At 62.9% G+C, this 26,825-nt stretch carries 27 protein-coding genes; 14 read left to right on the forward strand and 13 right to left on the reverse strand.

The features are described 5' to 3' along the window. Positions 1 to 103 precede the first annotated feature (103 nt). On the forward strand, positions 104 to 1,048 hold the full coding sequence (locus V6765_RS07355; RefSeq protein WP_448427591.1) for a nucleoside hydrolase: 945 nt from the start codon (positions 104 to 106) through the stop codon (positions 1,046 to 1,048). A gap of 13 nt (positions 1,049 to 1,061) precedes the next feature. Here V6765_RS07355 and glcF read toward each other — a convergent pair whose 3' ends face one another. The 4 genes from glcF to V6765_RS07375 are packed head-to-tail and all read right to left on the reverse strand — an operon-like array spanning position 1,062 to position 5,393. Then, positions 1,062 to 2,363, reverse strand: coding sequence for a glycolate oxidase subunit GlcF (glcF, locus tag V6765_RS07360; RefSeq protein WP_448427464.1), 1,302 nt, complete (start codon positions 2,361 to 2,363; stop codon positions 1,062 to 1,064). 3 nt (positions 2,364 to 2,366) lie between these two features. After that, positions 2,367 to 2,744, reverse strand: coding sequence for a DUF4870 family protein (locus tag V6765_RS07365; protein ID WP_448427465.1), 378 nt, complete (start codon positions 2,742 to 2,744; stop codon positions 2,367 to 2,369). Next, positions 2,741 to 3,964: a glycolate oxidase subunit GlcE gene (gene glcE / locus V6765_RS07370; protein WP_448427466.1), complete on the reverse strand. Its 1,224-nt coding sequence runs from the start codon at positions 3,962 to 3,964 to the stop codon at positions 2,741 to 2,743. Before glcE ends, V6765_RS07365 begins: the two co-directional genes overlap by 4 nt. Beyond that, on the reverse strand, positions 3,957 to 5,393 hold the full coding sequence (locus V6765_RS07375) for an FAD-linked oxidase C-terminal domain-containing protein (protein WP_448427467.1): 1,437 nt from the start codon (positions 5,391 to 5,393) through the stop codon (positions 3,957 to 3,959). The genes glcE and V6765_RS07375 overlap by 8 nt, the downstream gene beginning before the upstream one ends. A 153-nt stretch (positions 5,394 to 5,546) precedes the next feature. Between V6765_RS07375 and V6765_RS07380 the strand changes: the two genes are divergently transcribed. Continuing rightward, on the forward strand, positions 5,547 to 6,452 hold the full coding sequence (locus tag V6765_RS07380) for a LysR family transcriptional regulator (protein ID WP_448427468.1): 906 nt from the start codon (positions 5,547 to 5,549) through the stop codon (positions 6,450 to 6,452). A gap of 7 nt (positions 6,453 to 6,459) precedes the next feature. Here the strand turns inward: V6765_RS07380 and V6765_RS07385 are convergent, their stop codons facing one another. Then, on the reverse strand, positions 6,460 to 6,624 hold the full coding sequence (locus V6765_RS07385; RefSeq protein ID WP_018065521.1) for a DUF1328 family protein: 165 nt from the start codon (positions 6,622 to 6,624) through the stop codon (positions 6,460 to 6,462). Positions 6,625 to 6,884: 260 nt separating this feature from the next. Between V6765_RS07385 and V6765_RS07390 the strand changes: the two genes are divergently transcribed. The 4 genes from V6765_RS07390 to V6765_RS07405 all read left to right on the forward strand — a co-directional run bounded on the left by V6765_RS07390 (position 6,885) and on the right by V6765_RS07405 (position 10,142). Then, positions 6,885 to 7,331, forward strand: a complete 447-nt coding sequence (locus tag V6765_RS07390) for an NUDIX hydrolase (RefSeq protein ID WP_448427469.1) — start codon at positions 6,885 to 6,887, stop codon at positions 7,329 to 7,331. 92 nt (positions 7,332 to 7,423) lie between these two features. Beyond that, the gene (locus tag V6765_RS07395) at positions 7,424 to 8,161 is read left to right on the forward strand and encodes a 16S rRNA (uracil(1498)-N(3))-methyltransferase (protein WP_448427470.1); all 738 of its coding nucleotides are present in this window, start codon (positions 7,424 to 7,426) and stop codon (positions 8,159 to 8,161) included. Between the two features lie 193 nt (positions 8,162 to 8,354). Further along, entirely contained in the window at positions 8,355 to 9,728 is a 1,374-nt protein-coding gene (locus tag V6765_RS07400; protein ID WP_448427471.1) for a glutamate--cysteine ligase, read from the forward strand. Positions 9,729 to 9,791: 63 nt separating this feature from the next. Continuing rightward, positions 9,792 to 10,142: a VOC family protein gene (locus tag V6765_RS07405; protein WP_230720654.1), complete on the forward strand. Its 351-nt coding sequence runs from the start codon at positions 9,792 to 9,794 to the stop codon at positions 10,140 to 10,142. Positions 10,143 to 10,366: 224 nt separating this feature from the next. Here V6765_RS07405 and V6765_RS07410 read toward each other — a convergent pair whose 3' ends face one another. Continuing rightward, positions 10,367 to 10,636, reverse strand: coding sequence for a DUF1127 domain-containing protein (locus V6765_RS07410; protein WP_448427472.1), 270 nt, complete (start codon positions 10,634 to 10,636; stop codon positions 10,367 to 10,369). 235 nt (positions 10,637 to 10,871) lie between these two features. Between V6765_RS07410 and V6765_RS07415 the strand changes: the two genes are divergently transcribed. Beyond that, entirely contained in the window at positions 10,872 to 11,819 is a 948-nt protein-coding gene (locus tag V6765_RS07415) for a LysR substrate-binding domain-containing protein (protein WP_448427473.1), read from the forward strand. A 6-nt stretch (positions 11,820 to 11,825) separates the two neighbouring features. Here V6765_RS07415 and V6765_RS07420 read toward each other — a convergent pair whose 3' ends face one another. The 4 genes from V6765_RS07420 to V6765_RS07435 all read right to left on the reverse strand — a co-directional run bounded on the left by V6765_RS07420 (position 11,826) and on the right by V6765_RS07435 (position 15,265). After that, positions 11,826 to 12,581, reverse strand: a complete 756-nt coding sequence (locus V6765_RS07420) for an IclR family transcriptional regulator domain-containing protein (protein ID WP_448427474.1) — start codon at positions 12,579 to 12,581, stop codon at positions 11,826 to 11,828. Positions 12,582 to 12,675: 94 nt separating this feature from the next. After that, on the reverse strand, positions 12,676 to 13,875 hold the full coding sequence (gene pcaF, locus V6765_RS07425) for a 3-oxoadipyl-CoA thiolase (RefSeq protein ID WP_448427475.1): 1,200 nt from the start codon (positions 13,873 to 13,875) through the stop codon (positions 12,676 to 12,678). Positions 13,876 to 13,877: 2 nt separating this feature from the next. After that, positions 13,878 to 14,561, reverse strand: a complete 684-nt coding sequence (locus tag V6765_RS07430; protein ID WP_448427476.1) for a 3-oxoacid CoA-transferase subunit B — start codon at positions 14,559 to 14,561, stop codon at positions 13,878 to 13,880. Beyond that, positions 14,558 to 15,265, reverse strand: a complete 708-nt coding sequence (locus tag V6765_RS07435) for a 3-oxoacid CoA-transferase subunit A (RefSeq protein WP_448427477.1) — start codon at positions 15,263 to 15,265, stop codon at positions 14,558 to 14,560. The genes V6765_RS07430 and V6765_RS07435 overlap by 4 nt, the downstream gene beginning before the upstream one ends. 313 nt (positions 15,266 to 15,578) lie before the next feature. Here V6765_RS07435 and V6765_RS07440 point away from each other — a divergent pair, with 313 nt between their 5' ends. Together V6765_RS07440 and V6765_RS07445 are read left to right on the forward strand one after the other, a co-directional pair. Beyond that, positions 15,579 to 16,295, forward strand: coding sequence for a glutathione S-transferase N-terminal domain-containing protein (locus tag V6765_RS07440; protein WP_448427478.1), 717 nt, complete (start codon positions 15,579 to 15,581; stop codon positions 16,293 to 16,295). Between the two features lie 141 nt (positions 16,296 to 16,436). Continuing rightward, a complete protein-coding gene (locus V6765_RS07445; RefSeq protein ID WP_018065509.1) occupies positions 16,437 to 16,934 on the forward strand; it encodes a YciE/YciF ferroxidase family protein in 498 nt (165 codons plus the stop codon). Between the two features lie 66 nt (positions 16,935 to 17,000). On the opposite strand, the gene V6765_RS07450 is transcribed toward V6765_RS07445, so the two are convergent. Continuing rightward, positions 17,001 to 17,690: an outer membrane protein gene (locus V6765_RS07450; protein ID WP_448427479.1), complete on the reverse strand. Its 690-nt coding sequence runs from the start codon at positions 17,688 to 17,690 to the stop codon at positions 17,001 to 17,003. Positions 17,691 to 17,721: 31 nt separating this feature from the next. Between V6765_RS07450 and V6765_RS07455 the strand changes: the two genes are divergently transcribed. Beyond that, positions 17,722 to 17,943: a hypothetical protein gene (locus tag V6765_RS07455; protein WP_448427480.1), complete on the forward strand. Its 222-nt coding sequence runs from the start codon at positions 17,722 to 17,724 to the stop codon at positions 17,941 to 17,943. Positions 17,944 to 17,979: 36 nt separating this feature from the next. Here V6765_RS07455 and groL read toward each other — a convergent pair whose 3' ends face one another. Both groL and groES read right to left on the reverse strand, forming a co-directional pair. Then, positions 17,980 to 19,632 carry a chaperonin GroEL gene (gene groL / locus V6765_RS07460; RefSeq protein ID WP_448427481.1) on the reverse strand — a complete coding sequence of 551 codons (1,653 nt, stop codon included), beginning with the start codon at positions 19,630 to 19,632 and terminating at the stop codon, positions 17,980 to 17,982. A gap of 79 nt (positions 19,633 to 19,711) precedes the next feature. Next, entirely contained in the window at positions 19,712 to 20,008 is a 297-nt protein-coding gene (gene groES, locus V6765_RS07465; RefSeq protein WP_018065505.1) for a co-chaperone GroES, read from the reverse strand. Positions 20,009 to 20,274: 266 nt separating this feature from the next. Here groES and chrA point away from each other — a divergent pair, with 266 nt between their 5' ends. The 4 genes from chrA (at position 20,275) to ileS (ending at position 26,787) form a co-directional block, all read left to right on the forward strand. After that, a complete protein-coding gene (gene chrA, locus V6765_RS07470) occupies positions 20,275 to 21,603 on the forward strand; it encodes a chromate efflux transporter (RefSeq protein ID WP_448427482.1) in 1,329 nt (442 codons plus the stop codon). A gap of 37 nt (positions 21,604 to 21,640) precedes the next feature. Further along, positions 21,641 to 22,489, forward strand: coding sequence for a TIGR01459 family HAD-type hydrolase (locus tag V6765_RS07475; protein WP_448427483.1), 849 nt, complete (start codon positions 21,641 to 21,643; stop codon positions 22,487 to 22,489). Positions 22,490 to 22,509: 20 nt separating this feature from the next. Next, positions 22,510 to 23,490 carry a bifunctional riboflavin kinase/FAD synthetase gene (locus V6765_RS07480; protein ID WP_448427484.1) on the forward strand — a complete coding sequence of 327 codons (981 nt, stop codon included), beginning with the start codon at positions 22,510 to 22,512 and terminating at the stop codon, positions 23,488 to 23,490. Between the two features lie 306 nt (positions 23,491 to 23,796). After that, positions 23,797 to 26,787, forward strand: a complete 2,991-nt coding sequence (gene ileS / locus V6765_RS07485; RefSeq protein WP_448427592.1) for an isoleucine--tRNA ligase — start codon at positions 23,797 to 23,799, stop codon at positions 26,785 to 26,787. Positions 26,788 to 26,825: the final 38 nt, after the last annotated feature.

Raw genomic sequence — 26,825 nt, forward strand, 5'->3', positions numbered from 1 at the left:
GTCGTTTCCGTCTTTTGCCTTGCAGTTTGCCAAGCGCGGTTCGCCTTGACAATCCGCGAACGAGTGTCCATTCACAGCGCCTGCCTGTTCAATTCGGATTTATATAATGAGCCCACGGAAAATCATAATCGATACCGATCCCGGCCAGGACGACGCGGCTGCCATCATGCTGGCGCTCGCAAGCCCCGAGGAGATGGAGGTGCTCGGTATCACGGCCGTGGCCGGCAATGTGCCGCTCGCCAGAACCGAGCGCAATGCCCGCATCGTCTGCGAGCTTTCCGGGCGCCCGGATATCAGGGTCTTCGCCGGCTGCGACAAGCCGATGCGCCGTCCGTTGGTCACGGCGGAGCACGTGCACGGCTCGACGGGGCTGGACGGCACGGCGCTTGCCGAGCCGACAATGCCGCTCCAGAAGCAGCATGCTGTCGATTTCATCATCGAGACGCTGCGCGCAGAGCCCGAAAAGTCGGTTACGCTCTGCACGCTCGGCGCGCTTACCAATGTTGCGACGGCGTTTGAGAAGGCGCCGGATATCGTGGACCGCGTCCAGGAAATCGTGATGATGGGCGGCGGCTATTTCGAGGGCGGCAACATCACGCCGTCCGCCGAATTCAACATCTATGTCGACCCCGAAGCCGCCGATATCGTGTTCCGCTCGGGCATACCGATCGTGATGATGCCGCTCGACGTCACCCATCAGCTGCTCTGCCTGAAGGAGCGCGTCGACCGGATCGAGGCGATCGGGCGTCCGGCCGCGAAGGCGATGGCGGAGATGCTGCGCTTCTACGAGCGCTTCGATGTCGAGAAATACGGCTCCGATGGCGGGCCGCTGCATGATCCGGCGGTGACGGCCTATCTCATCCGCCCAGAGCTTTTCTCCGGACGGCACTGCAATGTCGAGATCGAGACGCAGTCGCCGCTGACCTTGGGCGCGACCGTCATCGACTGGTGGCGCGTTACCGACCGCAAGCCCAATGCGCTGGTCATCGGAAAGGCCGATGCCGACGGCTTCTTCGCGCTGCTGACGGAGCGGCTGGCGCGGCTTTGACGCCTCGAAAGGATCAGCCGGCGAGCTTCGCCGGCTTCGGCCCGCCATAGGCCCAGTCGAGCAGTTCGACGGTGTGCAGGATCGGCGTCTTTGTGCCGCTGGCGATCTGGGTGATGCAGCCGATATTGCCGGTCGCGATGATATCCGGCCTCAGCGCCTCGATATTCTTCACCTTGCGGGTCTTCAGCCTGGCCGAAATCTCCGGCTGCATGATGTTGTAGGTGCCCGCAGAACCGCAGCACAGATGCCCTTCGGCCGGTTCCCTGACGGCAAAGCCGGCGGCCTCCAGCAGCAGTTTCGGCGCGGCCTTGATCTGCTGGCCGTGCTGCATGGAACAGGCCGAGTGATAGACGACGGTGACGCCCTTTCGCGGCTGGTCGTCGAGCGCGAGCCCTGCCAGATATTCGGTGATATCCTTCGCGAGCGCCGAGACGCGGGCGGCCTTTTCGGCATAGGCTGGGTCCTGCGCCAGCATATGGCCGTAATCCTTGATCGTGGTGCCGCAGCCCGACGCGGTGATGATCACGGCGTCCAACCCGCCGGCCTCGATCTCGCGCGTCCAGACATCGACATTGCGCCGGGCCTCGGAAAGCGCCTGCTCCTCGCGGCCCATATGATGGACCAGCGCGCCGCAACAGCCTTCACCCTTCGGCACCACCACCTCGATGCCGAGCCGGGTCAACAGTCGGACGGTCGCCTCGTTGATGGCGGGATCGAGCACCGATTGGGCGCAGCCCGTCAAAAGCGCCACACGGCCTCGCTTTTCGCTCTCGGGCTTGTGCGAGGCGGGTTCGGAGATCGCGGAGGGACGCGGCAGTCGCTTGGGGGCCAGCTTCAGCATCGCCTCGAACGGCTTCAGCGCCTCGCGCCCGGAGAAGAGCCCGGCGAAGGGGCGGCCGAAGCGCGCGAGGTGCAATGCCGCCCGGAACCGTCTCGGATAGGGCAGCACTGCGGCCAGCACCGCGCGGGTGAACCGGTTGAGCGGCGGGCGTTTGTAGGTCTTCTCGATATGCACCCGCGCATGGTCGACCAGATGCATGTAATCGACACCTGAGGGGCAGGTGGTGACACACGAAAGACAGGAGAGACAGCGATCGATATGGGTGACCGTTTCCCTGTCCGCCGGCCGGTCGTTCTCCAGCATGTCCTTGATCAGGTAGATCCGCCCGCGCGGACTATCGAGTTCGTTGCCAAGGGTGACGTAGGTTGGACAGGTGGCGGTGCAGAAGCCGCAATGCACACATTTGCGCAGGATCGATTCGGCTTCGGCGACCTTCGGGTCGGCAAGCTGTTCGGCTGAAAAACTTGTATGCATGGATCAGACAAGCCAGCTTTGCGGGTTCGCGATCGGCTCGTTGCGGTTCACCTTCTGCAGACCGACGACCACGCGCACGATCACCCAGATGCCGGTGGCCACAAAACCGAGCATGCCGATCAGCACAAAGGTCAGCACAAACGAAATCGCCGAAAACAGCAGCGCGATCCAGAATGTGCGGATCGCCCAGGTGTAATGCGTCTTGAGCCAGTCTTCCGCCTTGTCGCGGTTCAGATAGGCCGCAATCAGGCCGATCACGCCGGCGACGAAAATCACGCAGCCGACAAGATAAAGAATGTAGATGAGAATGACGTTGTTCTTGGTCGGGTCCATCCAGCCGTCGCCGAAGCGCTTGGGCGCGTCATATTGCGGGTCGCTCATGCTGCCATCTCCTGTCTTACCATCTTGCCGGGATTGAAAATGCCCCTGGGGTCGAGTTTAGCGCGGATGCGGGCCTCAAGCGCCGCGATGGCCGCCGGCTGCGGCTCGAAGGCGGGCGTCAGCGCGCGCGCTGTCGGGTCGGCGCGCACCAGCGTGGCATGTCCGCCGCCGTGCTTCTTCAGCAGCGCGCGCAGAATATCCGCTTCCGGCGCCCCATCCATCCGCATCCACACCAGTCCGCCCTGCCAGTCGTAGAAGGCGTCCACCGCCGCCTCCAGCCGCATCGCGCCGACCAGCGCCGCCGCCTCGGATGGCGTGACGCTGACGCGCCAGAGCGGTCGGAGCGAGCGGTCCTGATAGGGCGCGACATCGCGGATTTCGCGCCACAGGGTTTGCGTGTCTTCAGTGCCGATCCGGGTGAGGGGGCCGAAGGGCTCGGCATAGGCGGCAAGCTTGTCGAGGCGGGCCGACACCGAATCCGGCAGGCCTTCGAGCCGCAGACAGGTGGCGCTGTCGCCTGCGATCCCGTCGTTCAGAAATGCGGACCTCACGCTATAGGGCAGGTGGCTGGCGCCCGAGACTTCGAGCGGCAGCGCCATCGCCGCGGCCATCAGCTTAACCGCGTCCTCTTCGGTAAGGTCGGAGACAATCAGCGTGGCGGCGGATTTGGGCGCGGGGAGAACCTTGAAGGTTACCTCGGTCAGAAAACCGAGCGTGCCGTGCGAACCGGCGATCAGCCGCGCGAGATCGAGACCGGTGACATTCTTCATCACCCGTCCGCCCGCGCGGATCGCCTCGCCGCGGCCATTGATGAAGCGAGCGCCGAGAAGGTGGTCGCGGGCAGCCCCTGCCAGCGCGAACCGGCGCGGGCCCGAGACATTGGCCGCGAACACGCCGCCGATCGTGGGCGCGCCCTGGCTGCCCATGATGCCGCGATGATCCATCGGCTCGAAGGCCAGGAACTGGCCGTTTTCGGCAAGCGCCGCCTCGATTTCGGCAACCGGCGTGCCGGCCTTCGCAGTCATCACCATTTCGGAGGGTTCGTAGGCCACGATGCCGGAAAGTGCGCGGGAACTCAGCGTAACGTCCGCCGCAACGGGATTGCCGAAGCCGGACCGGGTATCGCCGCCGCACAGGCGCAGCGGCGCGCCGCTGTCGTGATGGCGGGCGATGATCGCGGCCGCTTCGGCCTCGCTTTCTGGCGCTAGAAACTCAGTCATCGCGGCCCTCCAGCGGAAACACCTTGGAGGGGTTCAGCGACCATTCGGGATCGAAGGCGGCGCGCACGGCCATCTGCTGGCGCAGGTCCACGTCGCCATACTGGTGGCGCATCAGGTCGCGCTTCTCGATGCCGACGCCGTGTTCGCCGGTGAGGCAACCGCCGGCCTCCACGCAGAGCTTCAGGATTTCGGCGCCTGCCTCCTCGGCGCGCTGAGCGTCCTCCGGATCGTTGATATTGTAGAGGATCAACGGGTGCATGTTGCCGTCGCCGGCGTGAAACACGTTGGCGACGCGCAGGCCGTAGCGGTCGGTGATCTCGCCGGTCTTCTGCAGCACGTAGGAAAGCTGGCTGAGCGGCACGGTGCCGTCCATGCAGATATAGTCGGCGATCCGCCCGGTCGCGCCGAAGGCGGATTTCCGGCCCTTCCAGATCAGCGCCGCCTCGGTGGCCGACTGGCTGCGGCGCACGGCCATGACGCCATGGGTCTCGGCGATCGCCACGATGCGGGCAAGCATCGCCTCCATTTCTTCCTCGGAACCCTCGACCTCGATGATCAGAAGGGCGGCGGCATCGAGCGGATAGCCGGCATGGGCGAAGGCCTCGCAGATTTCGATCGCCGGCTTGTCCATGAATTCGATGGCGACCGGGATGATGCCGGCGGCGATGATGTCTGTCACGCAGGCGCCGGCGCTTTCGGAGGAGGGAAAGCCGAACAGGACCGGCCGCGCGCCTTCGGGCTTTGCCAGCAGCCGGACGGTCGCCTCGGTGATGATGCCGAGCTGGCCCTCCGATCCGCAGACCAGCGCCAGCAGGTCGAGACCGCCCGAATCCAGCATCTTGCCGCCGAGCTCGATGACCGTGCCGTCGACCAGCACGAGCTTGACGCCGAGCAGGTTATTGGTGGTGACGCCGTATTTCAGGCAATGCGCGCCGCCGGAATTCATGCCGATATTGCCGCCGATCGTGCAGGCAAGCTGGGAACTCGGGTCGGGCGCGTAGAAAAAGCCTTCCGGCGCGACGGCCTCCGAGATCGCGATATTGGTGACGCCGGCCTGCACCACGGCGGCGCGGTTCGGCAGGTCGATGTCGAGGATATTGTTCATCCGCGACAGGCCGAGGATTACGGCATCCTCCTGGCCGATCGCGCCGCCGGAAAGCGAGGTTCCGGCCCCGCGCGGCACCACGGGAATGCCGTTGTCATGGCAGTAGCGCAGAACCTTGGCGACATCCTCGGTCGTCTCCGGCAGGCAGACCGCCAGCGGAATGCGATGATAGGCGAGAAACGCATCGGTCTCGAACGGCACCAGCTCGCGCGCCTCATGCACCAGCGCGTTTTCAGGCAGAAGCGCCTTCAATTCCTCGATGATGGTCTCGCGCCGCGCCAGAATGCCGGCATCGGGTTCGCGAAACGCGATTGTGCCTGTCAAAGCGGACCTCCAGATCGTGTCCGGGCTTGGCTTCCGGACGCCGCACAAAACGGGATAATCGCAGCATCACGGCTGCAACTCATTCTCTAACATTGGCCTGACTGCGAGACAAATGCTAATACTTGTTCCGCAAAGGCAACAATCGCGGTGATTATGAAAAATCTGCAGGATCTGGAAGTGTTCGCGGAGGTGGCCGCGACCGGTAGCATGAGCGATGCGGGCAGGGCGCTGAGGCTCTCGCCGGCCGTGGTGTCGAAAAGCATTCGCCGCCTGGAAGACCAACTCGGGGTGCGCCTGTTGCAGCGCACGACGCGGATGATCACCCTGACGGAGACCGGACGCGGCTTCTACGAGCGCCTGCTGCCCGTGCTGGCCGGGATCGAGGAGGCCGAGGCCTTCGTCGAAGGCCATACGTCGGCGGTTCGGGGCCGGCTCAGGATTTCGGCGCCGACTTCGTTCGGGCGGATGCATATCGCGCCGCATCTGGCGACCTTCATGAATGCCCATGAGGGGCTGGAAATCGAGCTCATTCTCAGCGATGCCTTCGTTGACATCGTCGCGGACGGCTTTGACCTTGCGGTGCGGATCGGCGAGCTTTCGGATTCCACGCTGGTTGCCCGCAAGCTCGCCCCGGTTCGTCGCGTGCTTTGCGCCTCGCGCCAGTATGTCGAGCGCTTCGGCGCCCCCCAAAGCCTGGAAGCGCTGGAAGATCACGTCTGCCTGCCGGCGCATAATGGCGAATACTGGCGTCTTGAAGGTCCTGAGGGGCCGGTATCGTTCCGTCCGGTCGGGCGGCTGGTGACGAATTCCAGCGAGGTTATCCGCGAGGCGGTGCTCGCCGGCATGGGCATCGCGCTGAGGTCGACCTGGGATATCGGGCCGGAACTGGCGGCGGGCGAACTCGTCCATGTGCTGCCGGAGTATAAAAGCCCGGACAATGTCGGGCTTTTCGCGGTCTATGCCTCCAGGAATTTCCTGCCGGCGAAGGTGCGGTTGTTCATCGACTTCATGGCCGGGCTCTACGGCCCGTCCCCCTATTGGGACAAGGCCGTGCTGTGACACTCGGTCAGGCGATGATCAACACGCCGGTGATCAGCGAGATCAGAATGACCACGAGTACGATGAAGATCAGAATCCGGGCGATGCCTGCGGAAAGGCCCGCAACGCCGCGAAAACCCAGCAGGCTTGCGACAGCCGCGATGATCAACAGTATCAGAATCCATTCAAGCATGATGTGTCCTCTCAATATTGGCCGATCCGGCATTTCGACATGTCAACGGCGGCGGCGGCGCTAAAGTTCCGGAGAGGGATATCGGACTTGACAGAAGTCACGCGGAGGACGATTCTCTTTGTTGCGCGCGTGTGCAATCAAAATTCACAAAAGCTTCACGCATCCGTCAGAAACGGTCTGCAATCGTGTGTTAAAGCACACGATCCCGATCGTATTGGTCCCGATTCGCCGGAAGGAACGTCATGCCATCAAGTGAAAACTTGGCAGATGAAATCGATGAAGCCCGCCAGCAATATGCGGCGCTGTGCTACCGGCTGGCCAAAACCAAGAAAAAGAAGACCATCGAGGTTCTGCTGATCACCAGCCGCGACACCGGTCGCTGGGTGACGCCGAAGGGCTGGCCGATGGCCAACAAGGCGCCGCACGAGGTGGCCGAGCAGGAGGCTTTCGAGGAAGCCGGCATCAAGGGCAAGGTTTCCGACAAGCCGGTCGGCAATTTCCGTTATCTCAAGCGCCTCGACGATGGCACATCCGTCACCTGCATCGTCGAGATTTTTCCGCTGCGGGTGCGCAAGGCGAAGGCCCGGTTTCCGGAGCGCGATGAACGCGTGCGCAAATGGGCAAGCCCCGAAGAGGCGGCCGAAATGGTCGACGAGAGCGAGTTGAAATCGCTGCTGATCGATTTCGCCGGTCGTCTGGGCGGCTAGTTGCACTCATTCCCCTGACTGTGCAAAAACTGCGCTAGCCAGTTTATCAACGCATCGTCACGGCGTGCGTCCCCTTCATGCGAGCCTGCCCCATGCGCGCAAATTACCGCCTGCAACGCCTGTTTGTCGAAGCCGATCTCGGGCCCGATGCCGAGATCGAAGCTGACAAGAATCAGTTTCATTATCTCGCCCATGTCCTGCGCGCCACGGAAGGTATGGAACTGCTCGCCTTCAACGGCAGGGATGGCGAGTGGCTGATGCGGCTTACCTTCCCTACGCGCAAGAAGATCACGCTTTCGGCCGTCGAGCAGACCCGTCCGCAACCCGCGCCCTCCGATCTCCATTACCTGTTCGCGCCGCTCAAGACCGGACGCATGGATTACATGGTGCAGAAGGCTGTCGAAATGGGCGCCGGCATCATCCAGCCGGTGATGACCCGCCATGTGCAGGGCAAGGCGGCCAAATCCGAGCGCCTTGCCGCCAACATCATAGAGGCGGCCGAGCAATGCGGCGTGCTGAGCGTGCCGGAACTGCGCGAGCCCGCCAGGCTTGAAGAGATTCTCGAGAACTGGGAGCCCGGCCGGCAACTGATCTTCTGCGACGAGGGGGCGGAAACCCAGAACCCGCTTGCGGCGCTAGAAACGGTGGAGGCCGCGCGGCTGGCGCTGATCGTCGGGCCGGAAGGCGGGTTTTCGGACGAGGAGCGATCACTTTTGCGTGGCCTGTCCTTCGTCACGGCGATTCCGCTCGGGCCGCGAATCCTGCGGGCGGATACCGCTGCGGTGGCCGCGCTCGCCGTTATCCAGGCGACGATCGGCGACTGGCGCTGATGCCGGTTCGGTCGCGGACCCGATAGGGTTTTCGCGCGTTTCATCATCAATCAAAGAAATTGACTTGATTGCCCCGGCGATCCGGTTCAAGAGCGGATTGCGCGGGCTCAGGCCCTGACGACGAAGGCGGTTGCTCCATTCACTGAAATGCGAAACCGCTCTATCTGTTTGTGTTGAGAACGAGGAAGCTTGCATGGCCCGTGACACATCCGACGGGACGCCGATTACCGGCAAGGCGGAACTGGTCGCCTATCTGGAAGCCGGGTGCAAGCCTGAGTCCGATTTCCGGATCGGCACGGAGCATGAGAAATTTCCGTTCTTCAAGGGCAGCAACGCCCCCGTTCCCTATGAGGGCGAGCGCTCGATCTCGGCGATCCTGAAGGGCATGAAGGACAAGCTCGGTTGGGACGCCATCATGGATGGCGACAACATCATCGGCCTTGCCGAGCCCCATGGCATGGGCGCGATCTCGCTCGAGCCGGGCGGCCAGTTCGAGCTTTCCGGCGCTGCTTTGAAAACCCTGCATGAGACCTGTCGCGAATCGAACCGGCATCTGGCCGTGCTGCGCGGCGTCGCCGAACCGATGGGCATCGGCTTTCTCGGCATTGGCGGCAGTCCGAAATGGACGCGCGCGGAAACCCCGCGCATGCCGAAATCGCGCTACGAGATCATGACCCGCTACATGCCCAAGGTCGGCAGCCAGGGTCTCGATATGATGTATCGCACCTGCACCATCCAGGTGAATGTCGACTTCTCCTCCGAGGCCGACATGCGCCGCAAGATGGCGCTGTCGCAGAAGCTGCAGCCGCTTTCCACTGCGCTGTTCGCCTCGTCGCCGTTCACCGAGGGCAAGCCCAACGGCCTGCTGTCATGGCGCGGCGATATCTGGCGCGATACCGACAACAATCGCGCCGGCCTGCTCGATTTCGCCTTCCGCGACGACTTCACCTTCGAGCGCTATGTCGACTGGGCGCTTGATGTGCCGATGTATTTCATCATCCGCGACGGTCGCTACCGCGATTGCACCAATATCACCTTCCGCCAGTTCATGGATGGCGCGCTGAAGGGCGAGATCGATGAATGGCAGCCCACAATGGGCGACTGGACCAACCATATCTCGACGCTGTTTCCGGATGTGCGGCTGAAGCGCTTCCTGGAAATGCGCGGCGCCGACGGCGGCACATGGCGGCGCATCTGCGCGCTGCCGTCCTTCTGGGTCGGTCTGCTCTATGATCACGGCGCGATGGATGCCGCCGAGCAATTGACGGCCGAGTGGAAGGTGGAGGACATCCACCGTCTGCGCGATGACGTGCCGCGCCTGGCGCTGAGGGCCGAAATCGGCGGGCGTCCGCTGGTGGATGTCGCCCGCGATGTCGTCAATATCGCCCGCGCCGGCCTGAAGTCGCGCGGCAACCTTAATGGCGATGGTCAGGACGAAAGCGTGTTCCTCAACCCGCTCGACGAGATCATCGCCAAGAAAACGACCTTCGCCGAGGACCTGCTGTCGCTCTACCACGGTCGCTGGAAAGGCTCCGTCGATCCGCTGTTCGAGGAATTCCAGTACTGATTTTTCGGGCATGGACGGCTTCCGCGCGCCCCGGTATTCTGAGGACGCGATCTGGAGGTTCGAATGGGCGTTACCGGCATTGGCGGTTTTTTCTTTCGCGCGCATGACCCGGAGATGCTCGGCGCTTGGTACGCCGAACATCTGGGCGTAGGCGCCGGGAGCGGCGGCCCCTGGCAAACCGCTGCCGGTCCCTTGGTCTTTGCGCCGTTTCCGGCGACCAGCGACTACTTTCCCGAAGACCGGGATTTCATGCTCAACTTCCGGGTGGATGATCTGGATGCGCTTTTGGCGCGCCTTGCCGCTGCCGGCATCGAGGTCGTCACAAATCCCGATTGGGACATGCCGGGCGTCGGCCGCTTCGCGCGGATCCATGATCCGGAAGGCAATCCGATCGAACTCTGGCAACCTGATTGAGGCAAAAGCGCACAAAAAAGCCCGGAAACACAGGTGCTTCCGGGCAAAATGCAGAGTGAAGGCTGAACCACCCTGCGGGGAAAATGACGTCTTTTCAGGCCGTGGTTGGGACATACGGCCTTCAAATAACGCCAATCCGGATTGCCGCCGTCAGGGGCGGCAGGGCCCCGCCGCCAACGCAGCGGAGCGTGATCTTGTGGCCCTAGAAGGTGGCCGGAATGCGTTCACACATACATGCGCGCGGCGCGACTGGCGGCTGCCTTGCGCAGCTCGGCCATCGGGTCTTCTGAGAGCGGCGCCATGTGGGCGCGATTGATTTCGTGGCGTGATAGCCCGATATCCTTCAGCAGCGCATCGTCCATCTCGGCCATACGGTTTACGGCCAGTCGGTTTTTCGCAAAGCGACGCGCAGCGCCAGCAAAGGCGCTGATGCCAGACCAGAGTGAGTGCATGATGCCGATCCGACTTGCGGATGTCCTTTCAATCAACGACATTGTCGCCTCCTTGGTGTGCGCTTAAGCTCTTGGGCTTCGCGCGGCTTGCGGGCGGAAGCCGCATGGCTTCCTTTCAAAGCGAACAAACGCTATTCTCCCCCAGACAGCCACCCGTTTCTTGCCGGTGGCGCTGAGCCGCTGCTCGCTTCGTCGTGTTACAAAGTGACGATTTCTTATTGATCAGTCCAACGAATGTTTCTAATATCACTCATCATAGAACTTGATGGGTGTGAATATGGTAGCGCCACTCGATATCGATCAACTCCAGACCTTCGTCGCGATCGTGGATTACGGTTCGTTCACGCGGGCGGCCGAACACGTCTTCAAGACGCAATCGGCCGTCTCTATGCAGATGCGTCGTCTGGAGGAACGGATCGGCAAGCAGCTCTTCACCAAGGACGGCCGCGGGGTAAAGCTGACGGACGAGGGCGACAAGCTTCTGAACTACGCCCGCCGGATCATCCGTCTCAACAACGAGGCAATCACCGCCTTTGACGAGAACCGGCTTCAGGGCTCGCTCAGGATCGGCACGCCGGATGATTACGCCGACCGCTACATGCCGGACATCATCAACCGGTTCGCCAGAAGCCATCCCAATGTCGAGCTCTATATCGTCTGCGAGGATTCTGTCGATCTCGCCGAACGGCTGAAGCAGGGCGAGCTGGATCTGGCGCTGGTGACGCATAATGCGCGCACCCGCCAGTCGGAGGTGGTGCGCACTGAGGCGCTATGCTGGGTGGCCTCGGCCAACCATCCCCTGCCGGTGGACCGGCCGGTGCCGCTCGCCGTCGGACGCCGCGATTGCTGCTGGCGCGATCTGGCGGTCAAGGCGCTGGATGGGGTGGGGCGCGAGTACCGCATCCTGTTCACAAGCTGGTCGGCAACCGTGCTGGCTTCGGCGGTTCTGGCCGGCATGGCGGTTTCGGTGCTGCCGGAATCGGCGGTGAGGAACGGCATGCGGGTGTTGACGCCGGCGGATGGCTTCCCCACGCTGGAGCCGGTTCAGATCGGCTTGATGAAGAGGCCGGGCGCGCCGGCCTCGCTCACAACGGCGCTCTCCAACCACATCATCGCCTCGCTCGACAATATCAGCCAGGCGGAAATGATGCCGGACATGGAACCGGAAAGAGCCCAGCCGCGCCTGACGCGCACCAAGCCCGGCCAGATGCTCGCGAGTTGGTGAGAGGCTTTATACGATTCGCTTCAAGTTCTGCTGCACTTTCAAAAGGGCGGGCAGGTAAGTTTCGATCAGGCTTTCGGCGGGCACACGGGTCACCGCCATGCCGGTGTTGAGTGCTGCCACTGTGCGCCCGCGTCCGTCGAGGACAGGCACGGCGATGGCGCGCAGGCCGGTCTCCACCTCCTCGTCGATCAGGCAGTAGCCGTTGCGATGCACCGCTCTGACGCTTGCCATGATATCATCCGGATCGGTCAGGCTTTTGGGCGTGCGCGGGGTGAGGTCGGCGCGCGCGATCAGGGCGCGGGCCTCCGCTTCGGGAAGCGAGGCCAGCAGCACCCGGCCCATGGATGTGGCATGGGCGGGAAGGCGCGAACCCGGCATCAGCCCGATCGACATCACCCGGCGCTGGGCGGCGCGGGCGATGTAGACGATCTCGGTTTCATCGAGGATCGCCACCGAGCAGGACTGGCCGATCTGCTCCGAAAGCTGGTCGAGCCAGGGCTGGACCCGTTGCGGCAGCGGTAGCGCGTTAAGCGCGCTCATGCCGAGGCGCAGGGCCTGCGGGGTCAGCGCGAAATACTTGCCGTCATAGCTGGCATAGCCCTCGGCATGGAGCGTCAGCAGGCAGCGCCGCGCGGTGGCGCGGTCATAACCGGTCGCCGCTGCAACCTCGGCGATCGACAGCCTGGGCGTCGACGCGCCGAAGCAGGTGATGACGCGCAGTCCCTTGGCGAAGGAGGCGATATGATCCGTCGACTTGAGCATCAGTGGTCTCATCGTGAACAATGGTCACATTGTGCACAAGTGCCGCCGGTCTGCAATGGCGGCAGGGCGGCGTCCGTGCGCCGCCCATCTGTCGTCAGACACGCTCCAGCGCGATCGCGATGCCCTGACCGACGCCGATGCACATGGTCGACAGCGATTTCTCGCCGGGCTTGAGATCAAGCATCGCCGTGCCGGTGATGCGCGCGCCCGACATGCCGAGGGGATGGCCGAGCGCAATCGCGCCGCCATTCGGGTTCACGCGCGGGTCGTCATCGGCGATCTTCAGGTCGCGCAGCGTGGCAAGGCCCTGCGAGGCGAAGGCCTCGTTGAGCTCGATCACGGCGAGGTCATCCGTCGAAAGGCCGAGGCGGGCTAACAACTTCTTCGAGGCGATGGCCGGGCCGAAGCCCATGATCCGGGGCGCAACGCCAGCCGTCGCGCCGCCGAGCACGCGGGCGATCGGAGTCAGGCCGTGCTTCTTCGCTGCTTCCGCGCTTGCCACGATCAGGGCCGCCGCGCCATCATTGACGCCGGAGGCGTTGCCGGCGGTGACCGTGCCATTTTCGCGGAACGGGGTTTTGAGCTTCGCCAGCGCTTCCAGCGTGGTGTCGGGGCGGGGGTGCTCGTCGGTATCGACAACCACCGGATCGCCCTTGCGGCGCGGGATCGAGACCGGGGTGATCTCCCGCGCCAGCCGGCCGGAGGCGATTGCTTTGCCGGCCTTCTGCTGGGAAGCGAGCGCGAACCTGTCCTGGTCCTCGCGGCTGACCGTGAAATCCTCGGCGACGTTCTCGCCGGTCTCCGGCATCGAGTCGACGCCGTACTGCGCCTTCATCAGCGGATTGACGAAACGCCAGCCGATGGTGGTGTCGTAGATTTCGGCCGAGCGGCTGAAGGCGGTTTCGGCCTTGCCCATGACGAAGGGCGCGCGTGACATCGATTCGACGCCGCCAGCCACCATCAGCTCCGCTTCGCCGGCCTTGATCGCGCGGGCTGCGGTGATCACCGCATCCATGCCCGAGCCGCACAGCCGGTTCATCGTGGTGCCGGAAACGCCATCGGGCAGGCCGGCGAGCAGCAGCGCCATGCGGGCAACATTGCGGTTATCCTCGCCCGCCTGGTTGGCGCAGCCATAGATCACGTCGTCGATGGCTTCCCAGTTGACGCCTTCATTGCGCGCCATCAGCGCCTTGAGCGGGATCGCGGCCAGATCGTCGGTGCGCACTGAAGAGAGCGCGCCGCCATAGCGGCCGATCGGGGTGCGGATATAGTCGCAGATATAAACGTCCTTCATGATCAAACCTCCGGTGCCTTCAGGTCCTTCACATCGCCCTCGATATGAAGCGTGCCGCCGGTGACCGATTGCAGCTCTTCAACCGACAGCCCCGGCAGCTTTTCCCGCAGGATGAAGCGGCCGCCGGCGATATCGACCACGGCGAGCGATGTGTAGACGCGGGTCACGCAGCCAACGCCCGTCAGCGGCAGAGAGCAGCGTTCGACCAGCTTGGGCTGGCCCTTCTTGGTGGTGTGTTCTGTCAGCACCGCAACGCGGCCGGCCCCGTGGACCAGATCCATCGCGCCGCCGACGGCGGGCACGCCGCCCTTGCCTGTCGACCAGTTGGCGAGGTCGCCATTTTCTGCAACCTCGTATGCGCCCAGAATGGCGACGTCGAGATGGCCGCCGCGCACCATGGCGAAGCTGTCGGCATGGTGGAAGAAGGATGTGCCCGGCTTCAGCGTGATTGCCTTCTTGCCGGCATTGACCAGATCCCAGTCCTCCTCGCCTTCGGGCGGGGCGCCGCCGAAATCCAGCACGCCGTTTTCGGTATGGAAGATCGCCTGCTTGCCTTCCGGCTGGTATCTGGCGACCATTTCGGGAAAGCCGATGCCGAGATTGACATAGGCGCCGTCCTCGATGTCCTGCGCGGCGCGCCAGGCGATCTGGGCGTTGGAGAGCTTGATGTCGGAAAAGTCGTTCATGGGTAACGCGCCTCCTCGCGCATCAGGACTTCCTCCTGAACCGGGTGCGGAACCTCGACCACGGTATCGACGAAGATGCCGGGGGTGATGACGTGCTCCGGGTCGATGCCGCCGAGCGGCACCACATGGGAGGCCTGCACGATCGTCTTCGCCGCCGCCATCGCCATCAGCGGCGAGAAGTTGCGGGCGGCCATGCGATAGGTCAGGTTGCCATGAGGGTCGGCGCACTCGGCCTTGATCAGCGCGAAGTCGGCCTTCAGCCACCGCTCGCGCACATAATGCCGGCCCTCGAATTCCTCGACCGGCTTGCCCTCGGCAAGCTCGGTGCCGTAGCTGGTGGGCGTGTAGAAGGCCGGAATGCCGGCGCCGCCGGCGCGGATACGCTCGGCAAGTGTGCCTTGCGGCACGATCTCCAGCTCGATCTTGCCCGCGAGATAGCGTTCATTGAACACCGTCGCATTGGACGAGCGCGGAAACGAGCAGATGATTTTTGAGACGCGATCCTGCTCGATCAGCGCGGCCAGGCCGATATGGCCGTTGCCGGCATTGTTGTTGATCACGGTCAGGTCGCGCGCGCCCTGGTCGATCAGGGCGTGGATCAGTTCGATCGGCGAGCCGGAACCGCCGAAGCCGCCGATCATCACGGTCGCGCCGTCGAAGATATCGGCGACAGTGTCCTTCAGGGACGTCGCTGTCTTGTCCATGTGCTGGATCTCCTTCCATCGAGGCGTTTTTAAAGGCAGCGGGCGGGGACAGCCAGACGAAAAGTTCATAGTGCGATCTTTGTTCAACAGAGGCGCAAAACTGTGCGCATCGTGAACTTTTGCGATGCCGCCTTCTCAGCGCTCGCGAAAATTTGCTGCAACCGCACAAACAAGTGACGATTTTTAAAAAACGTCATCTTTTTCGATGAGAGAACACGTTTTTGCCATAAAAATGACATGAGAGGTCTTGCGAAATGACAATCAACTTCACATCTCGCCATTACTTTCAATCAATCATATTGCAGGAGCGTCCATGTCTCGCCTGTCGGAATTTCCCATTACGCAACGCTGGCCGGCCGAGAACCCGGATGTCATCCAGCTCTATTCCCTGCCGACGCCCAACGGCGTGAAGGTCTCGATCGCGCTGGAAGAGATGGAATTGCCCTATGAGGCGCATCGCGTGTCGTTCGATACGGACGATCAGATGACGCCGGAGTTTCTGTCGCTCAATCCCAACAACAAGATCCCCGCCATCATCGACCCGGAAGGCCCGGAAGGAAAGCCGATCGGTCTGTTCGAATCGGGCGCGATCCTGCTCTACCTCGCCGAAAAGACCGGTCGCCTGATGCCCAACGATCCGGTGGGGCGCTACGAAGTAATCCAGTGGGTGATGTTCCAGATGGGCGGCATCGGCCCGATGTTCGGCCAGTTCGGCCACTTCTACAAGTTTGCCGCCGACAAGGTGGCGAACAATCCCTATCCGGTGCAGCGCTATACCAATGAATCGCGCAGGCTTCTCGGCGTTTTGGAAGGGCGGCTGCGCGATCGCAAGTTCATCATGGGCGAAGAACCTTCCGATTACAGCATCGCCGATATCGCGATCTTCCCCTGGGTGCGCGGCCTGTCCGTCCATTATGAAGCGCAGGAAGCGCTGAAACTCTCGGATTTCCCGTGCGTTTCCGAATGGGTCGAGCGCTGCTCCGATCGGCCGGCGAGCGTGAAGGGCTTCATGGTGCCGCCCGCCGTCTGATCCTTGTTCCCCTGACAATTGATCTCGGGCGCGGCCTTCGCCGCGCCCTTTTCATTGGTTCTGCATTCAGCATGGAACCGCTTCGGCAAACGGCACGTTTCATGGACATCCCAAACACGGATGCCAACCGAGGAGAAATCCATGACCAAGCAGAAAACGCTCGACGACCTGTTTCTTGATACGCTGAAAGACATCTATTTCGCCGAACGCCAGATCCTGAAGGCGCTGCCGAAAATGGCCCGCGCGGCAAGTTCGGAAGACCTGGCGGAAGCCTTCCGCAACCACAAGGAGGAAACCGAGGGTCAGGTGGAACGCCTGCAGCAGGTGTTCGAAATCCTTGGCAAGCCGGCCCGCGGCAAGACCTGCGAAGCGATTCAGGGCATCATCGCCGAAGGCGAGGAAATCATCGAGGAATTCAAGGGCGCGCCTGCGCTCGACGCCGGCCTGATCTCGTCCGCTCAGGCTGTCGAACATTACGAGATGGCCCGCTATGGCACGCTGCTCGCCTGGGCCCGCCAGCTTGGCAAGAAGGATGTGGTCAAGCTTCTCGAGGAGACTTTCGAGCAGGAATCCAAGGCCGACCTCGAACTCTCGAAGCTGGCCGAAAAATCCGTCAACGCCAGCGCCGAGGCCGCTTGAGGCGGCTCAGGACACTGAGACCTGGGAAAAAGGGCGGATCACCGCCCTTTTTTGCGTTTTACGCAATCAGAACTTGAAGCCGATGCCGGCGGTGATGCTGGCCTGAGACAGTTTCGTATCACCAAGACCCGGCAGGCCGGTTGCTTTGGTCACGAGATCGGTGTTGCCGTAATCGCTGTAGCGCACCTTCAGGCGGCCGAAGAGATTATCGGTGAAGGCGTAATCCATGCCGAGGCCGGCGGTCCAGCCGTTCAACACATCATCGTAGTCCTGACCGGTGAGCGAAAAGCTGCCTTCGAGCCGGGTCGCGGCGTAGCCGCCTGTGGCATAGACGAGCGCCTTGCCCCAGGCATAGCCGAGCCGGCCTTCGACGCTTGCGCGCCACTCGGTGCCGAAGGTCACGCTCTGGCCGTTCAGGATCGGGAGCGGGGAGGAGACGACATAGTCGTTGTCGTTCCAGTTATAGGCGTATGCGCCTTCGATGCCGATCACCATCCGATTGTCGAACTGGTGGTCGTAACCGACGAAAACGCCCGCCGTGCCGCCGGAGGCCGCCTCGGTCTTGCCGGCGGTAAAGACGGTTTCCGGTATTTCCCCGGCCAGCCAGCCATATCCGCCTTCCGCACCGAAATAGAAGCCCGTCCAGTCAACAACGGCCGGCGAAGGCGGTGCGGCGGCGGGCATGGAGATATCCGCGGCACCGGCAGCGGAAGCGGAAAGGAGGGCGGTAAGGGCTGTGCAGGGGAGGAGCTTCATCGGGGTCTTTTCATCTGTGCGAGCGGAGTTGATGAAAAGCAAATACCATCCTCCTCGCGCAGAAGAAGCCTTCGACCCGAAGGGAATCGAGAACCGACCGGGCCTGTTGCAGATAGAACACAAAAAGGCGACGCCGAAGCGCCGCCTTTCTGATTCCGGATGGGACCGGACGTCATTCCGTAATCAGGCTTATCGCCTTATTACATCATGCCGCCAGTTTGGCGCGCTTGCCGCGCCAAACCACTTTAGGTGATGGGCGTGCTATTCTGTAATCAGGCTTATCGCCTGATTACATCATGCCGCCCATGCCACCCATTCCGCCCATGCCGCCCATGTCGGGCATGCCGCCGCCGGCGCCTTCCTTCTTCGGAAGGTCGGCAACCATGGCTTCCGTGGTGATCAGAAGCGAGGCAACCGAAGCAGCGTTCTGCAGAGCGGTGCGGACGACCTTGACCGGGTCGACGATACCCATGGCGATCATGTCGCCATATTCGCCGGTCTGGGCGTTGTAGCCGAAGTTGTCGTCGTTCTTGTCGAGGATCTTGCCGACAACGATCGAGGCTTCGTCGCCTGCGTTGGTGGCGATCTGGCGAACCAGCGACTGGAGCGCACGGCGAACGATGTTGATGCCGGCTTCCTGGTCGTCGTTTTCACCCTTGGAGGCGATCTTGGTGGAGGAACGCAGCAGGGCTACGCCGCCACCGGGGACGATGCCTTCCTGAACAGCAGCGCGCGTCGCGTTCAGAGCGTCGTCGATGCGGTCCTTCTTTTCCTTCACTTCGACTTCCGTGGAGCCGCCAACGCGGATCACGGCAACGCCGCCAGCGAGCTTGGCAAGACGTTCCTGCAGCTTTTCGCGGTCGTAGTCGGAGGTGGTTTCCTCGATCTGGGCCTTGATCTGGGCAACGCGGGCTTCGATGTCGGCCTTCTGGCCGGCGCCGTCGACAACCGTGGTGTTTTCCTTGGTGATCGAGACCTTCTTGGCAGTGCCGAGCATGTCGAGGGTAACATTTTCGAGCTTGATGCCGAGATCTTCGGAGATGACCGTGCCGCCCGTCAGGATGGCGAGGTCTTCGAGCATTGCCTTGCGGCGATCGCCGAAGCCAGGCGCCTTGACGGCAGCAATCTTCAGGCCGCCGCGCAGCTTGTTGACGACGAGGGTCGCAAGCGCTTCGCCTTCAACGTCTTCAGCAATGATCAGGAGCGGCTTGTTGGACTGAACGACGGCTTCCAGAACCGGCAGGAGAGCCTGAAGGTTGGAGAGCTTCTTTTCGTGCAGCAGGATGTAGGCGTCTTCCAGTTCGGCGACCATCTTCTCGGAGTTGGTCACGAAGTAGGGCGACAGGTAGCCGCGGTCGAACTGCATGCCTTCAACGACTTCGAGTTCGGTTTCGGCGGTCTTGGCTTCTTCAACCGTGATCACGCCTTCATTGCCGACCTTCTGCATGGCGGCGGCAATGTCTTCGCCGATCTGCTTTTCGCCATTGGCGGAAATGGTGCCGACCTGGGCAACTTCTTCCGAGGTGTTGATCTTCTTGGCCTTGGCCTGGAGATCCTTCACGACTTCGTTGACGGCGAGGTCAATACCGCGCTTCAGGTCCATCGGGTTCATGCCGGCGGCAACGGCCTTGTTGCCTTCGCGGATGATCGAGGAAGCGAGAACGGTTGCCGTCGTGGTGCCGTCACCGGCGATGTCGTTGGTCTTCGAAGCGACTTCGCGGACCATCTGGGCGCCCATGTTCTCGAACTTGTCGTCCAGTTCGATTTCCTTGGCGACCGAAACGCCGTCCTTTGTGATGCGCGGCGCGCCGAAGGACTTTTCGATAACAACGTTGCGGCCCTTGGGGCCAAGCGTGACCTTCACGGCGTCAGCGAGCACGTCAACGCCGTGCATCATCTTTTCGCGCGCAGAGCGGCCGAATTTGATTTCTTTAGCAGCCATTTGAAAACTCCTGGTTTATCAAAACCTTATGGGCGTATGCCCGGCTGGTTGGAAAGGTGGATCGTGGGAAGGCGCTTGATTAAGCGACGATGCCCATGATGTCGGCTTCCTTCATGATCAGAAGGTCTTCGCCGTCGAGCTTGACTTCGGTGCCCGACCACTTGCCGAACAGAACGCGGTCGCCGACCTTGACGTCGAGCGCGACAACATTGCCGCTGTCGTCACGGGCGCCGTTGCCGACAGCGACGATTTCGCCTTCCTGCGGCTTTTCCTTGGCGGTATCGGGGATGATGATGCCACCCTTGGTCTTTTCTTCAGACTCCACGCGGCGTACAACGACGCGGTCGTGCAGGGGGCGGAAAGAAATGCTTGCCATTGTCTATACCCTCGATCGAATGACATTCGCGACCGTTTTCGCGGTCGCATGGATCAGTGTTAGCACTCTCATCTGGAGAGTGCTAATGGCGGTGATTTAAGGAGGGGGTGAAGCGGTGTCAAGAAACGGCTTCAAGTTTTTTTGAGCGCCGCCGGAACTTTTTTATGCCTCGTATTGCCGGGCTTCATACAGGTTTTATGCCGTGATCGTAACCCCGGCCCTTGATATCGACGCGGATTCATTTCTACCCGGATTGCGAGGACATTGTGACGGTTGCTGCGAGAGAGGATAAAAAGCTGGACTTCGGCGAGCTTGTCAGCGTGTTCGCCCGCATCGGCCTTCTGTCCTTCGGCGGGCCGGCCGGTCAGATCGCGCTGATGCACCGGATCATCGTCGACGAAAAGCGCTGGCTTCCGCCCGAGCGCTATCTTCACGCCCTCAATTACTGCATGCTCCTGCCCGGTCCCGAGGCCCAGCAACTGGCGACCTATGTCGGCTGGATGCTCCATGGGGTGCGCGGCGGCATTGCCGCCGGCCTGTTGTTCGTGCTGCCGGGCTTCCTCCTGATTGTCGCGCTCGCGGCGCTCTATGCGACGCTCGGCGACGCCGGATGGCTGGAAGCGATCTTCATGGGGCTGAAGGCGGCAGTGCTCGCCATCGTCGTGCAGGCGCTGTGGCGCATGGCGGGGCGTTCGCTGAAGGGGCCGGTCTCGGTGGGGCTCGCGATCGCGGCCTTCCTGGCGCTGTTTGTCTTCGGCGTGGCCTTCCCTGTCGTGGTGCTGGTCGCCGGGCTCGTCGGCTATGTGTTCATGCGGCGGCCGGTGGCGGCCGAGCCTGATATCCCGGTGAAGCGGGATTGGCGCCGGCGCGGCGTCTCCACCGTCGTGACGCTGCTCATCTGGACGGTCATCTGGCTGCTGCCGCTTTTCGTGCTGGCGCCGTTCGGCGGGTTTCAGACGCTGACCGACATTTTCGGCTTCTTCGTCAAGATCGCGCTGTTTTCCTTCGGCGGGGCCTATGCGGTGCTGACCTATGTGGCGCAGGAAGCGGTCGCCACCTACCACTGGCTGACGCCGGCGGAGATGATGGACGGGCTGGCGCTTGCCGAGACGACGCCGGGGCCGCTGGTGCTGGTGCTCTGCTTCGTCGGCTTTCTCGCCGCGCACGGCGCACCGACCTTTGCCGGGCCGCTCGTCTCCGGCATTCTTGGCGCGGCGCTGACCGCCTGGGCGATCTTCGTGCCGAGCTTCCTGTTCATCTTCGCCGGTGCGCCCTATGTCGAGGACCTGCGCCGCAACGCCGCGCTTTCCGGGGCGCTCGCCGGCATCGGCGCGGCGATCGTCGGGGTGATCGCCAATCTCTCGCTCTGGTTCGCGCTGAATGTCCTGTTCAGTTCGGTCGACCGGATCGCGCTGTTTTCGCTGCCGCCGTTCATGCGCGCGAGCCTGATATGGCCGGACGGGACAAGCCTCGATCCGGCCTCGCTCGCCATCGCCGTTACGGGGATTGTCGCGCTGCTCAAATTCAGGGTCGGCATTCTGCCGCTTCTTGCCGGCGCGGCGCTTGCGGGGCTTGCCATCGGCACGCTGTTGTGACCATTTGTCCGCGCCTCCCACGTAACAAGGAAAATCCATGCCGAAACCGATCGACGCTCTCCGTCAGCTTCATGCCGATTACGATGTCATGCTCTGCGATGTCTGGGGCGTTCTCCACAATGGCGTGGCCTCCTTCGATACGCCAAAGGCGGCGCTGGCCGAGGCGCGGCGTGCCGGCAAGACGGTGATCCTGCTGACCAATTCGCCCCGGCTTGGACCGTCGGTCAAGGATCAGCTTGCAGCGCTCGGCGTGACGGATGAAAGCTTCGACGCCATCGTGACCTCTGGCGACGTCACCCGGACGCTGGTCGCCGAAGGCCCGCGCAAGCTCTATTATCTGGGGCCGGAGCGCGACGCCGACCTTTACGGCGATACCGGGGTCGAGAACGTCAACGAGGCCGACGCCGAGGGCATTCTGTGCAGCGGCTTCAAGGACGACGAAACCGAAACGCCGGAAGACTATCGCGACCTGCTGACGCGTTTTGCGGCGCGCGACCTGCCGCTGATCTGCGCCAATCCCGATCTCGTGGTCTCGCGCGGCAACCGGCTCGTGCCCTGCGCCGGCGCGCTTGCCGCGCTTTACAGCGAACTCGGCGGCAAGACCCGCATCGCCGGCAAGCCGCACAAGCCGATCTATGACGCGGCGCTGGCCAAGGCCGCGGAACTGCGCGGTGATGTCGATCCCGCCCGCGTTCTCGCCATCGGCGACGGCATGCCGACGGATGTGCGCGGCGCGATCGATTACGGTCTCGACCTCTTGTTCGTCGCCGAGGGCATTCACGAGGCCGACTATGCCGAAAACGGGATCGTTGACGAAGCGTCGCTCGATCGGTTCTTGACGCAACACGGCGCGCATCCGAAATACTGGATGACGAAACTCGCCTGAGAAAGCGCCGGACGCACAGCATGACCGTATTCCATCGCAATGAATTTCGTGAGCCGCTGCCTGACGGGCTGAAGGGCGGGGTGGTCGCGATCGGCAATTTCGACGGCGTCCATCGCGGCCATCAAAGCGTGCTCAACCGCGCGCTCGCCATTGCCGAGGAGCGCGGCGTCCCGGCGCTGGTGCTGACCTTCGAGCCGCATCCGCGCTCGGTATTCAATCCGCAAAACCCGGTGTTCCGGCTGACGCCGGCGCCGATGAAGGCGCGGCTGCTGGAGGCGATGGGCTATCACGCCGTCATCGAATACCCCTTCGATCGCACCTTTTCCCAGCGCTCGCCGGAGGAATTCGTCACCACGGTGTTGATCGACTGGCTTGCGGCAAGCGAGGTGGTGACCGGCTTCGATTTCCATTTCGGCCGCAACCGCGAGGGCGGGCCTGCCTATCTGATGGCCGCCGGCAAGCGCCACGGCTTCGGCGTCACGCTGATGGATGCGTTTCGCGACGAGGGCGCCGATGTCGTCTCGTCAAGCCGAATCCGCGATCTCCTGACGCGCGGCGAGGTGGTTCAGGCGTCCGGTCTGCTCGGCTATCGCTATACGGTAACGGGCGAGGTGATCCACGGCGAGAAGCTCGGCCGCACGCTGGGCTTCCCGACCGCCAACATGGCGTTCGATCCAGACGCCAAGCTGCGCCCCGGCATCTATGCCGTGCGCTACCGCCGCCCCTGCGGCACGCTGCATGACGGCGTCGCAAGCTTCGGCCGCCGCCCGACCGTGGTGGAGGACGGCCGCCCTCTGCTGGAAACCTATATCTTCGACTTCAAGGGCGATCTCTATGGCGAGGAGGGCGCGGTCTCGCTGTTCGGCCGGTTGCGCGACGAACTGAAATTCGACGGCCTCGAAGCCCTCGTCGCCCAGATGCATCGCGATGCCGATCAGGCGCGGGCGCTGCTTTCCGGCGTGAAGCCGTTTTCGGAGCTCGACGCGAAGATCGCATTCTGATGATTGCGCCTCTGGCAGTTTCTCGCGCATGGCTCTTTTCATCCCCGCGAAAAATCAGTAAAGACGGCGCATGATGACTGGGTACCGGTTTCGCACCATACGAATTATTGGCCCGGCTTTCCGCGCGGCTTGAGATTTGAGCGCCGGAAGGTCCGGGATTTCGGCGCTTGACGCGCCCCGACCGTCTCAATTTTCTCCGATACATGCGCGCGATACGCGCCGCCAGAAGGCCGCGAACCCATGAGCGATACAAAAGACACCATCGATTATTCCAAGACCCTTTATCTGCCGCAGACCGATTTTCCGATGCGCGCGGGCCTGCCCGAGAAGGAGCCGGAAACGGTTGCCCGCTGGCAGGAGATCGGCCTCTACAAGAAGCTGCGCGAGGATGCCAAGGGCCGCGAGAAATTCGTGCTGCACGACGGCCCGCCCTATGCCAACGGCAACATCCATATCGGTCACGCGCTGAACAAGATCCTGAAGGACGTCATCACCCGCTCGTTCCAGATGCGCGGCTATGACAGCAACTATGTTCCGGGCTGGGACTGCCACGGCCTGCCGATCGAATGGAAGATCGAGGAAGCCTATCGCGCAAAGGGCCAGAACAAGGACGAGGTCGAGATCAACGAATTCCGCCGCCAGTGCCGCGAATTCGCGCAGCACTGGATCGATGTCCAGACCAAGGAGTTCCAGCGCCTCGGCATCGAGGGCGATTTCGAAAACCCCTACACCACGATGGCCTTCCACGCGGAGGCCCGGATCGCCGGCGAACTGCTGAAGATCGCCAAGACCGGCCAGCTTTACCGTGGCTCCAAGCCGGTGATGTGGTCGGTGGTCGAACGGACGGCGCTGGCCGAGGCGGAAGTGGAGTATCACGAGGTTCAGTCGGATACGGTTTGGGTGAAGTTTCCGGTGGTTGAAGGGCCCGCAGACCTTGGCGACGCCTTCATTGTTATCTGGACCACCACGCCGTGGACCATCCCCGGCAACCGTGGCATCTCGTTCTCGTCGCGTCTCGAATATGGTCTCTACGAAGTCACCGAGGCGTCCAACGATTTTGGGCCGCAGCCGGGCGAAAAGCTTCTGTTTGCGAAGAACCTCGCCGAGGAATGCGCTTCCAAGGCCAAGGTGACGCTGAAGCTGGTCCGCGATGTCGATGGCGACGAGCTTGCCGCCATCACCTGCGCCCACCCGCTCTTGGGTCTCGGCTACGACTTCAAGGTCCCGCTGCTCGATGGCGATCACGTCACCGATGATGCCGGTACCGGTTTCGTCCACACCGCGCCCGGCCACGGCCGCGAGGACTTCGACGCTTGGATGGAAAAGGCCCGCGAGCTTGAGGCGCGCGGAATCTCGGCGAAGATCCCGTTCACGGTCGGCGATGACGGCTATTACACCGATGAGGCCTATGGCTTCGGCCCATCCGCCGAAGGCGGTGCTGCCCGCGTCATGGATGACAACGGCAAGAAGGGTGATGCAAACGACCGCGTCATCAAGGCGCTGATCGATGCCGACATGCTGTTTGCCCGCGGCCGGATCAAGCACGACTATCCGCATTCCTGGCGCTCCAAGAAGCCGGTGATCTTCCGCAACACGCCGCAGTGGTTCGTCTATATGGACAAGGAGCTCGGCAACCCCTCATCCGGCCCTTCGGGCCACCTTCTCCCCTCAGGGGAGAAGGGCGAGGCTGCGGCAAGCGGAGACGCTTCGGCCCTCAGCGGCGACAAGGCGGCAAGCGGCGGCCTCTCAGTCCGCTCTCCCCAGGGGGGAGAGGGCCAGGGTGAGGGGGGCGACACGCTGCGCACCCGCGCTCTCAAGGCCATCGACAATACCCGCTTCGTACCCGCCGGCGGCAAGAACCGGCTGCGGGGCATGATCGAGAACCGTCCGGACTGGGTGCTTTCCCGTCAGCGCGCCTGGGGCGTGCCGATCTGCGTGTTCGCCGACAAGGCCGGCAATGTGCTGGTGGATGATGCCGTCAACGCCCGCATCCTCGAAGCCTTCGAGGCCGAAGGGGCGGATGCCTGGTTTGCCGAAGGCGCGCGCGAGCGCTTCCTTGGCGACAAGGCGAATGAAGAGTGGGACATGGTCACCGACATTCTCGATGTCTGGTTTGACAGTGGCTCGACCCACACCTTCACGCTGGAGGACCGCCCGGACCTGAAATGGCCGGCCGATGTCTATCTCGAAGGCTCCGACCAGCATCGCGGCTGGTTTCACTCCTCGCTGCTGGAAGGCTGCGCCACGCGCGGTCGCGCGCCATACAACACCGTCGTCACCCACGGGTTCACGATGGACGAGCAGGGACGCAAGCAGTCGAAGTCGCTCGGCAATCAGGTGTTCCCGCAGGATGTCATGAAGAAATCCGGCGCCGATATCCTGCGCCTTTGGGTGATGACCACGGACTACTGGGAAGACCAGCGGCTTGGCGCCAACGTTATCAAGACCAATATCGACAGCTACCGCAAGCTGCGCAACACGCTGCGCTGGATGCTCGGCACGCTCGCCCATGATGAGGGCGAGGAAATCGCGCTTGCCGACATGCCGGAACTGGAGCGGCTGATGCTGCACCGGCTGGCCGAGCTCGATGCGCTGGTGCGCAAGGGCTATGACGATTTCGACTTCAAGCGCATCGCCCGCGCGCTGAACGATTTCGCCAATATCGAGCTGTCGGCGTTCTATTTCGATGTCCGCAAGGATGCGCTTTACTGCGACGCGCCGTCGAGTCTGCGCCGCCGCGCGGCCCTGCATGTGATCCGCAAGCTGTTCGACTGCCTCGTCACCTGGCTTGCGCCGATGCTGCCTTTCACGATGGACGAGGCCTGGCTGTCGCGCAATCCGAACGCGGTTTCGGTGCATCTGGAGCAGTTCCCCGATGTGCCGGCGGCGTGGAAGGACGATGCGCTTGCGGCCAAGTGGGAGAAGATCCGCGCGGTGCGCACCGTGGTGACCGGCGCGCTGGAAATCGAGCGCCGTGAGAAGCGCATCGGCTCATCGCTCGAGGCAGCGCCCATCGTCTATGTCGATGACGAGACGCTGCGTGCAGCCCTTGATGGCCGTGATTTCGAGGAAATCTGCATCACCTCGGCGATCACCATCGAGGCTGGCAAGGGCCCCGAGGATGCCTTCCGCCTGCGCGAGGTGGCCGATGTGGCGGTGGTGCCCGCGCTTGCTACAGGCACCAAATGCGCGCGCTCCTGGCGGGTGACCGAGGATGTCGGCTCCGATCCGGACTATCCGGATGTTTCGGCGCGCGACGCGGCGGCGCTCAGGGAGCTCGCGGCACTGGCGGGCTGAGGCGAGAGCCGGGACTTTCCCGGCTTTTTCCCCCGGTT

The organism is Martelella sp. FOR1707 (assembly GCF_053484265.1).

Coding starts and splice junctions, on each gene's coding strand:
- glcF (WP_448427464.1), bottom strand. CDS start 2,363: ATGCATACAAGTTTTTCAGCCGAACAGCTTGCCGACCCGAAGGTCGCC.
- V6765_RS07365 (WP_448427465.1), bottom strand. CDS start 2,744: ATGAGCGACCCGCAATATGACGCGCCCAAGCGCTTCGGCGACGGCTGG.
- glcE (WP_448427466.1), bottom strand. CDS start 3,964: ATGACTGAGTTTCTAGCGCCAGAAAGCGAGGCCGAAGCGGCCGCGATC.
- V6765_RS07380 (WP_448427468.1), top strand. CDS start 5,547: ATGAAAAATCTGCAGGATCTGGAAGTGTTCGCGGAGGTGGCCGCGACC.
- V6765_RS07385 (WP_018065521.1), bottom strand. CDS start 6,624: ATGCTTGAATGGATTCTGATACTGTTGATCATCGCGGCTGTCGCAAGC.
- V6765_RS07395 (WP_448427470.1), top strand. CDS start 7,424: ATGCGCGCAAATTACCGCCTGCAACGCCTGTTTGTCGAAGCCGATCTC.
- V6765_RS07400 (WP_448427471.1), top strand. CDS start 8,355: ATGGCCCGTGACACATCCGACGGGACGCCGATTACCGGCAAGGCGGAA.
- V6765_RS07405 (WP_230720654.1), top strand. CDS start 9,792: ATGGGCGTTACCGGCATTGGCGGTTTTTTCTTTCGCGCGCATGACCCG.
- V6765_RS07410 (WP_448427472.1), bottom strand. CDS start 10,636: ATGTCGTTGATTGAAAGGACATCCGCAAGTCGGATCGGCATCATGCAC.
- V6765_RS07415 (WP_448427473.1), top strand. CDS start 10,872: ATGGTAGCGCCACTCGATATCGATCAACTCCAGACCTTCGTCGCGATC.
- V6765_RS07420 (WP_448427474.1), bottom strand. CDS start 12,581: ATGCTCAAGTCGACGGATCATATCGCCTCCTTCGCCAAGGGACTGCGC.
- pcaF (WP_448427475.1), bottom strand. CDS start 13,875: ATGAAGGACGTTTATATCTGCGACTATATCCGCACCCCGATCGGCCGC.
- V6765_RS07430 (WP_448427476.1), bottom strand. CDS start 14,561: ATGAACGACTTTTCCGACATCAAGCTCTCCAACGCCCAGATCGCCTGG.
- V6765_RS07435 (WP_448427477.1), bottom strand. CDS start 15,265: ATGGACAAGACAGCGACGTCCCTGAAGGACACTGTCGCCGATATCTTC.
- V6765_RS07440 (WP_448427478.1), top strand. CDS start 15,579: ATGTCTCGCCTGTCGGAATTTCCCATTACGCAACGCTGGCCGGCCGAG.
- V6765_RS07445 (WP_018065509.1), top strand. CDS start 16,437: ATGACCAAGCAGAAAACGCTCGACGACCTGTTTCTTGATACGCTGAAA.
- V6765_RS07450 (WP_448427479.1), bottom strand. CDS start 17,690: ATGAAGCTCCTCCCCTGCACAGCCCTTACCGCCCTCCTTTCCGCTTCC.
- V6765_RS07455 (WP_448427480.1), top strand. CDS start 17,722: ATGAAAAGCAAATACCATCCTCCTCGCGCAGAAGAAGCCTTCGACCCG.
- groL (WP_448427481.1), bottom strand. CDS start 19,632: ATGGCTGCTAAAGAAATCAAATTCGGCCGCTCTGCGCGCGAAAAGATG.
- groES (WP_018065505.1), bottom strand. CDS start 20,008: ATGGCAAGCATTTCTTTCCGCCCCCTGCACGACCGCGTCGTTGTACGC.
- V6765_RS07475 (WP_448427483.1), top strand. CDS start 21,641: ATGCCGAAACCGATCGACGCTCTCCGTCAGCTTCATGCCGATTACGAT.
- V6765_RS07480 (WP_448427484.1), top strand. CDS start 22,510: ATGACCGTATTCCATCGCAATGAATTTCGTGAGCCGCTGCCTGACGGG.
- ileS (WP_448427592.1), top strand. CDS start 23,797: ATGCGCGCGGGCCTGCCCGAGAAGGAGCCGGAAACGGTTGCCCGCTGG.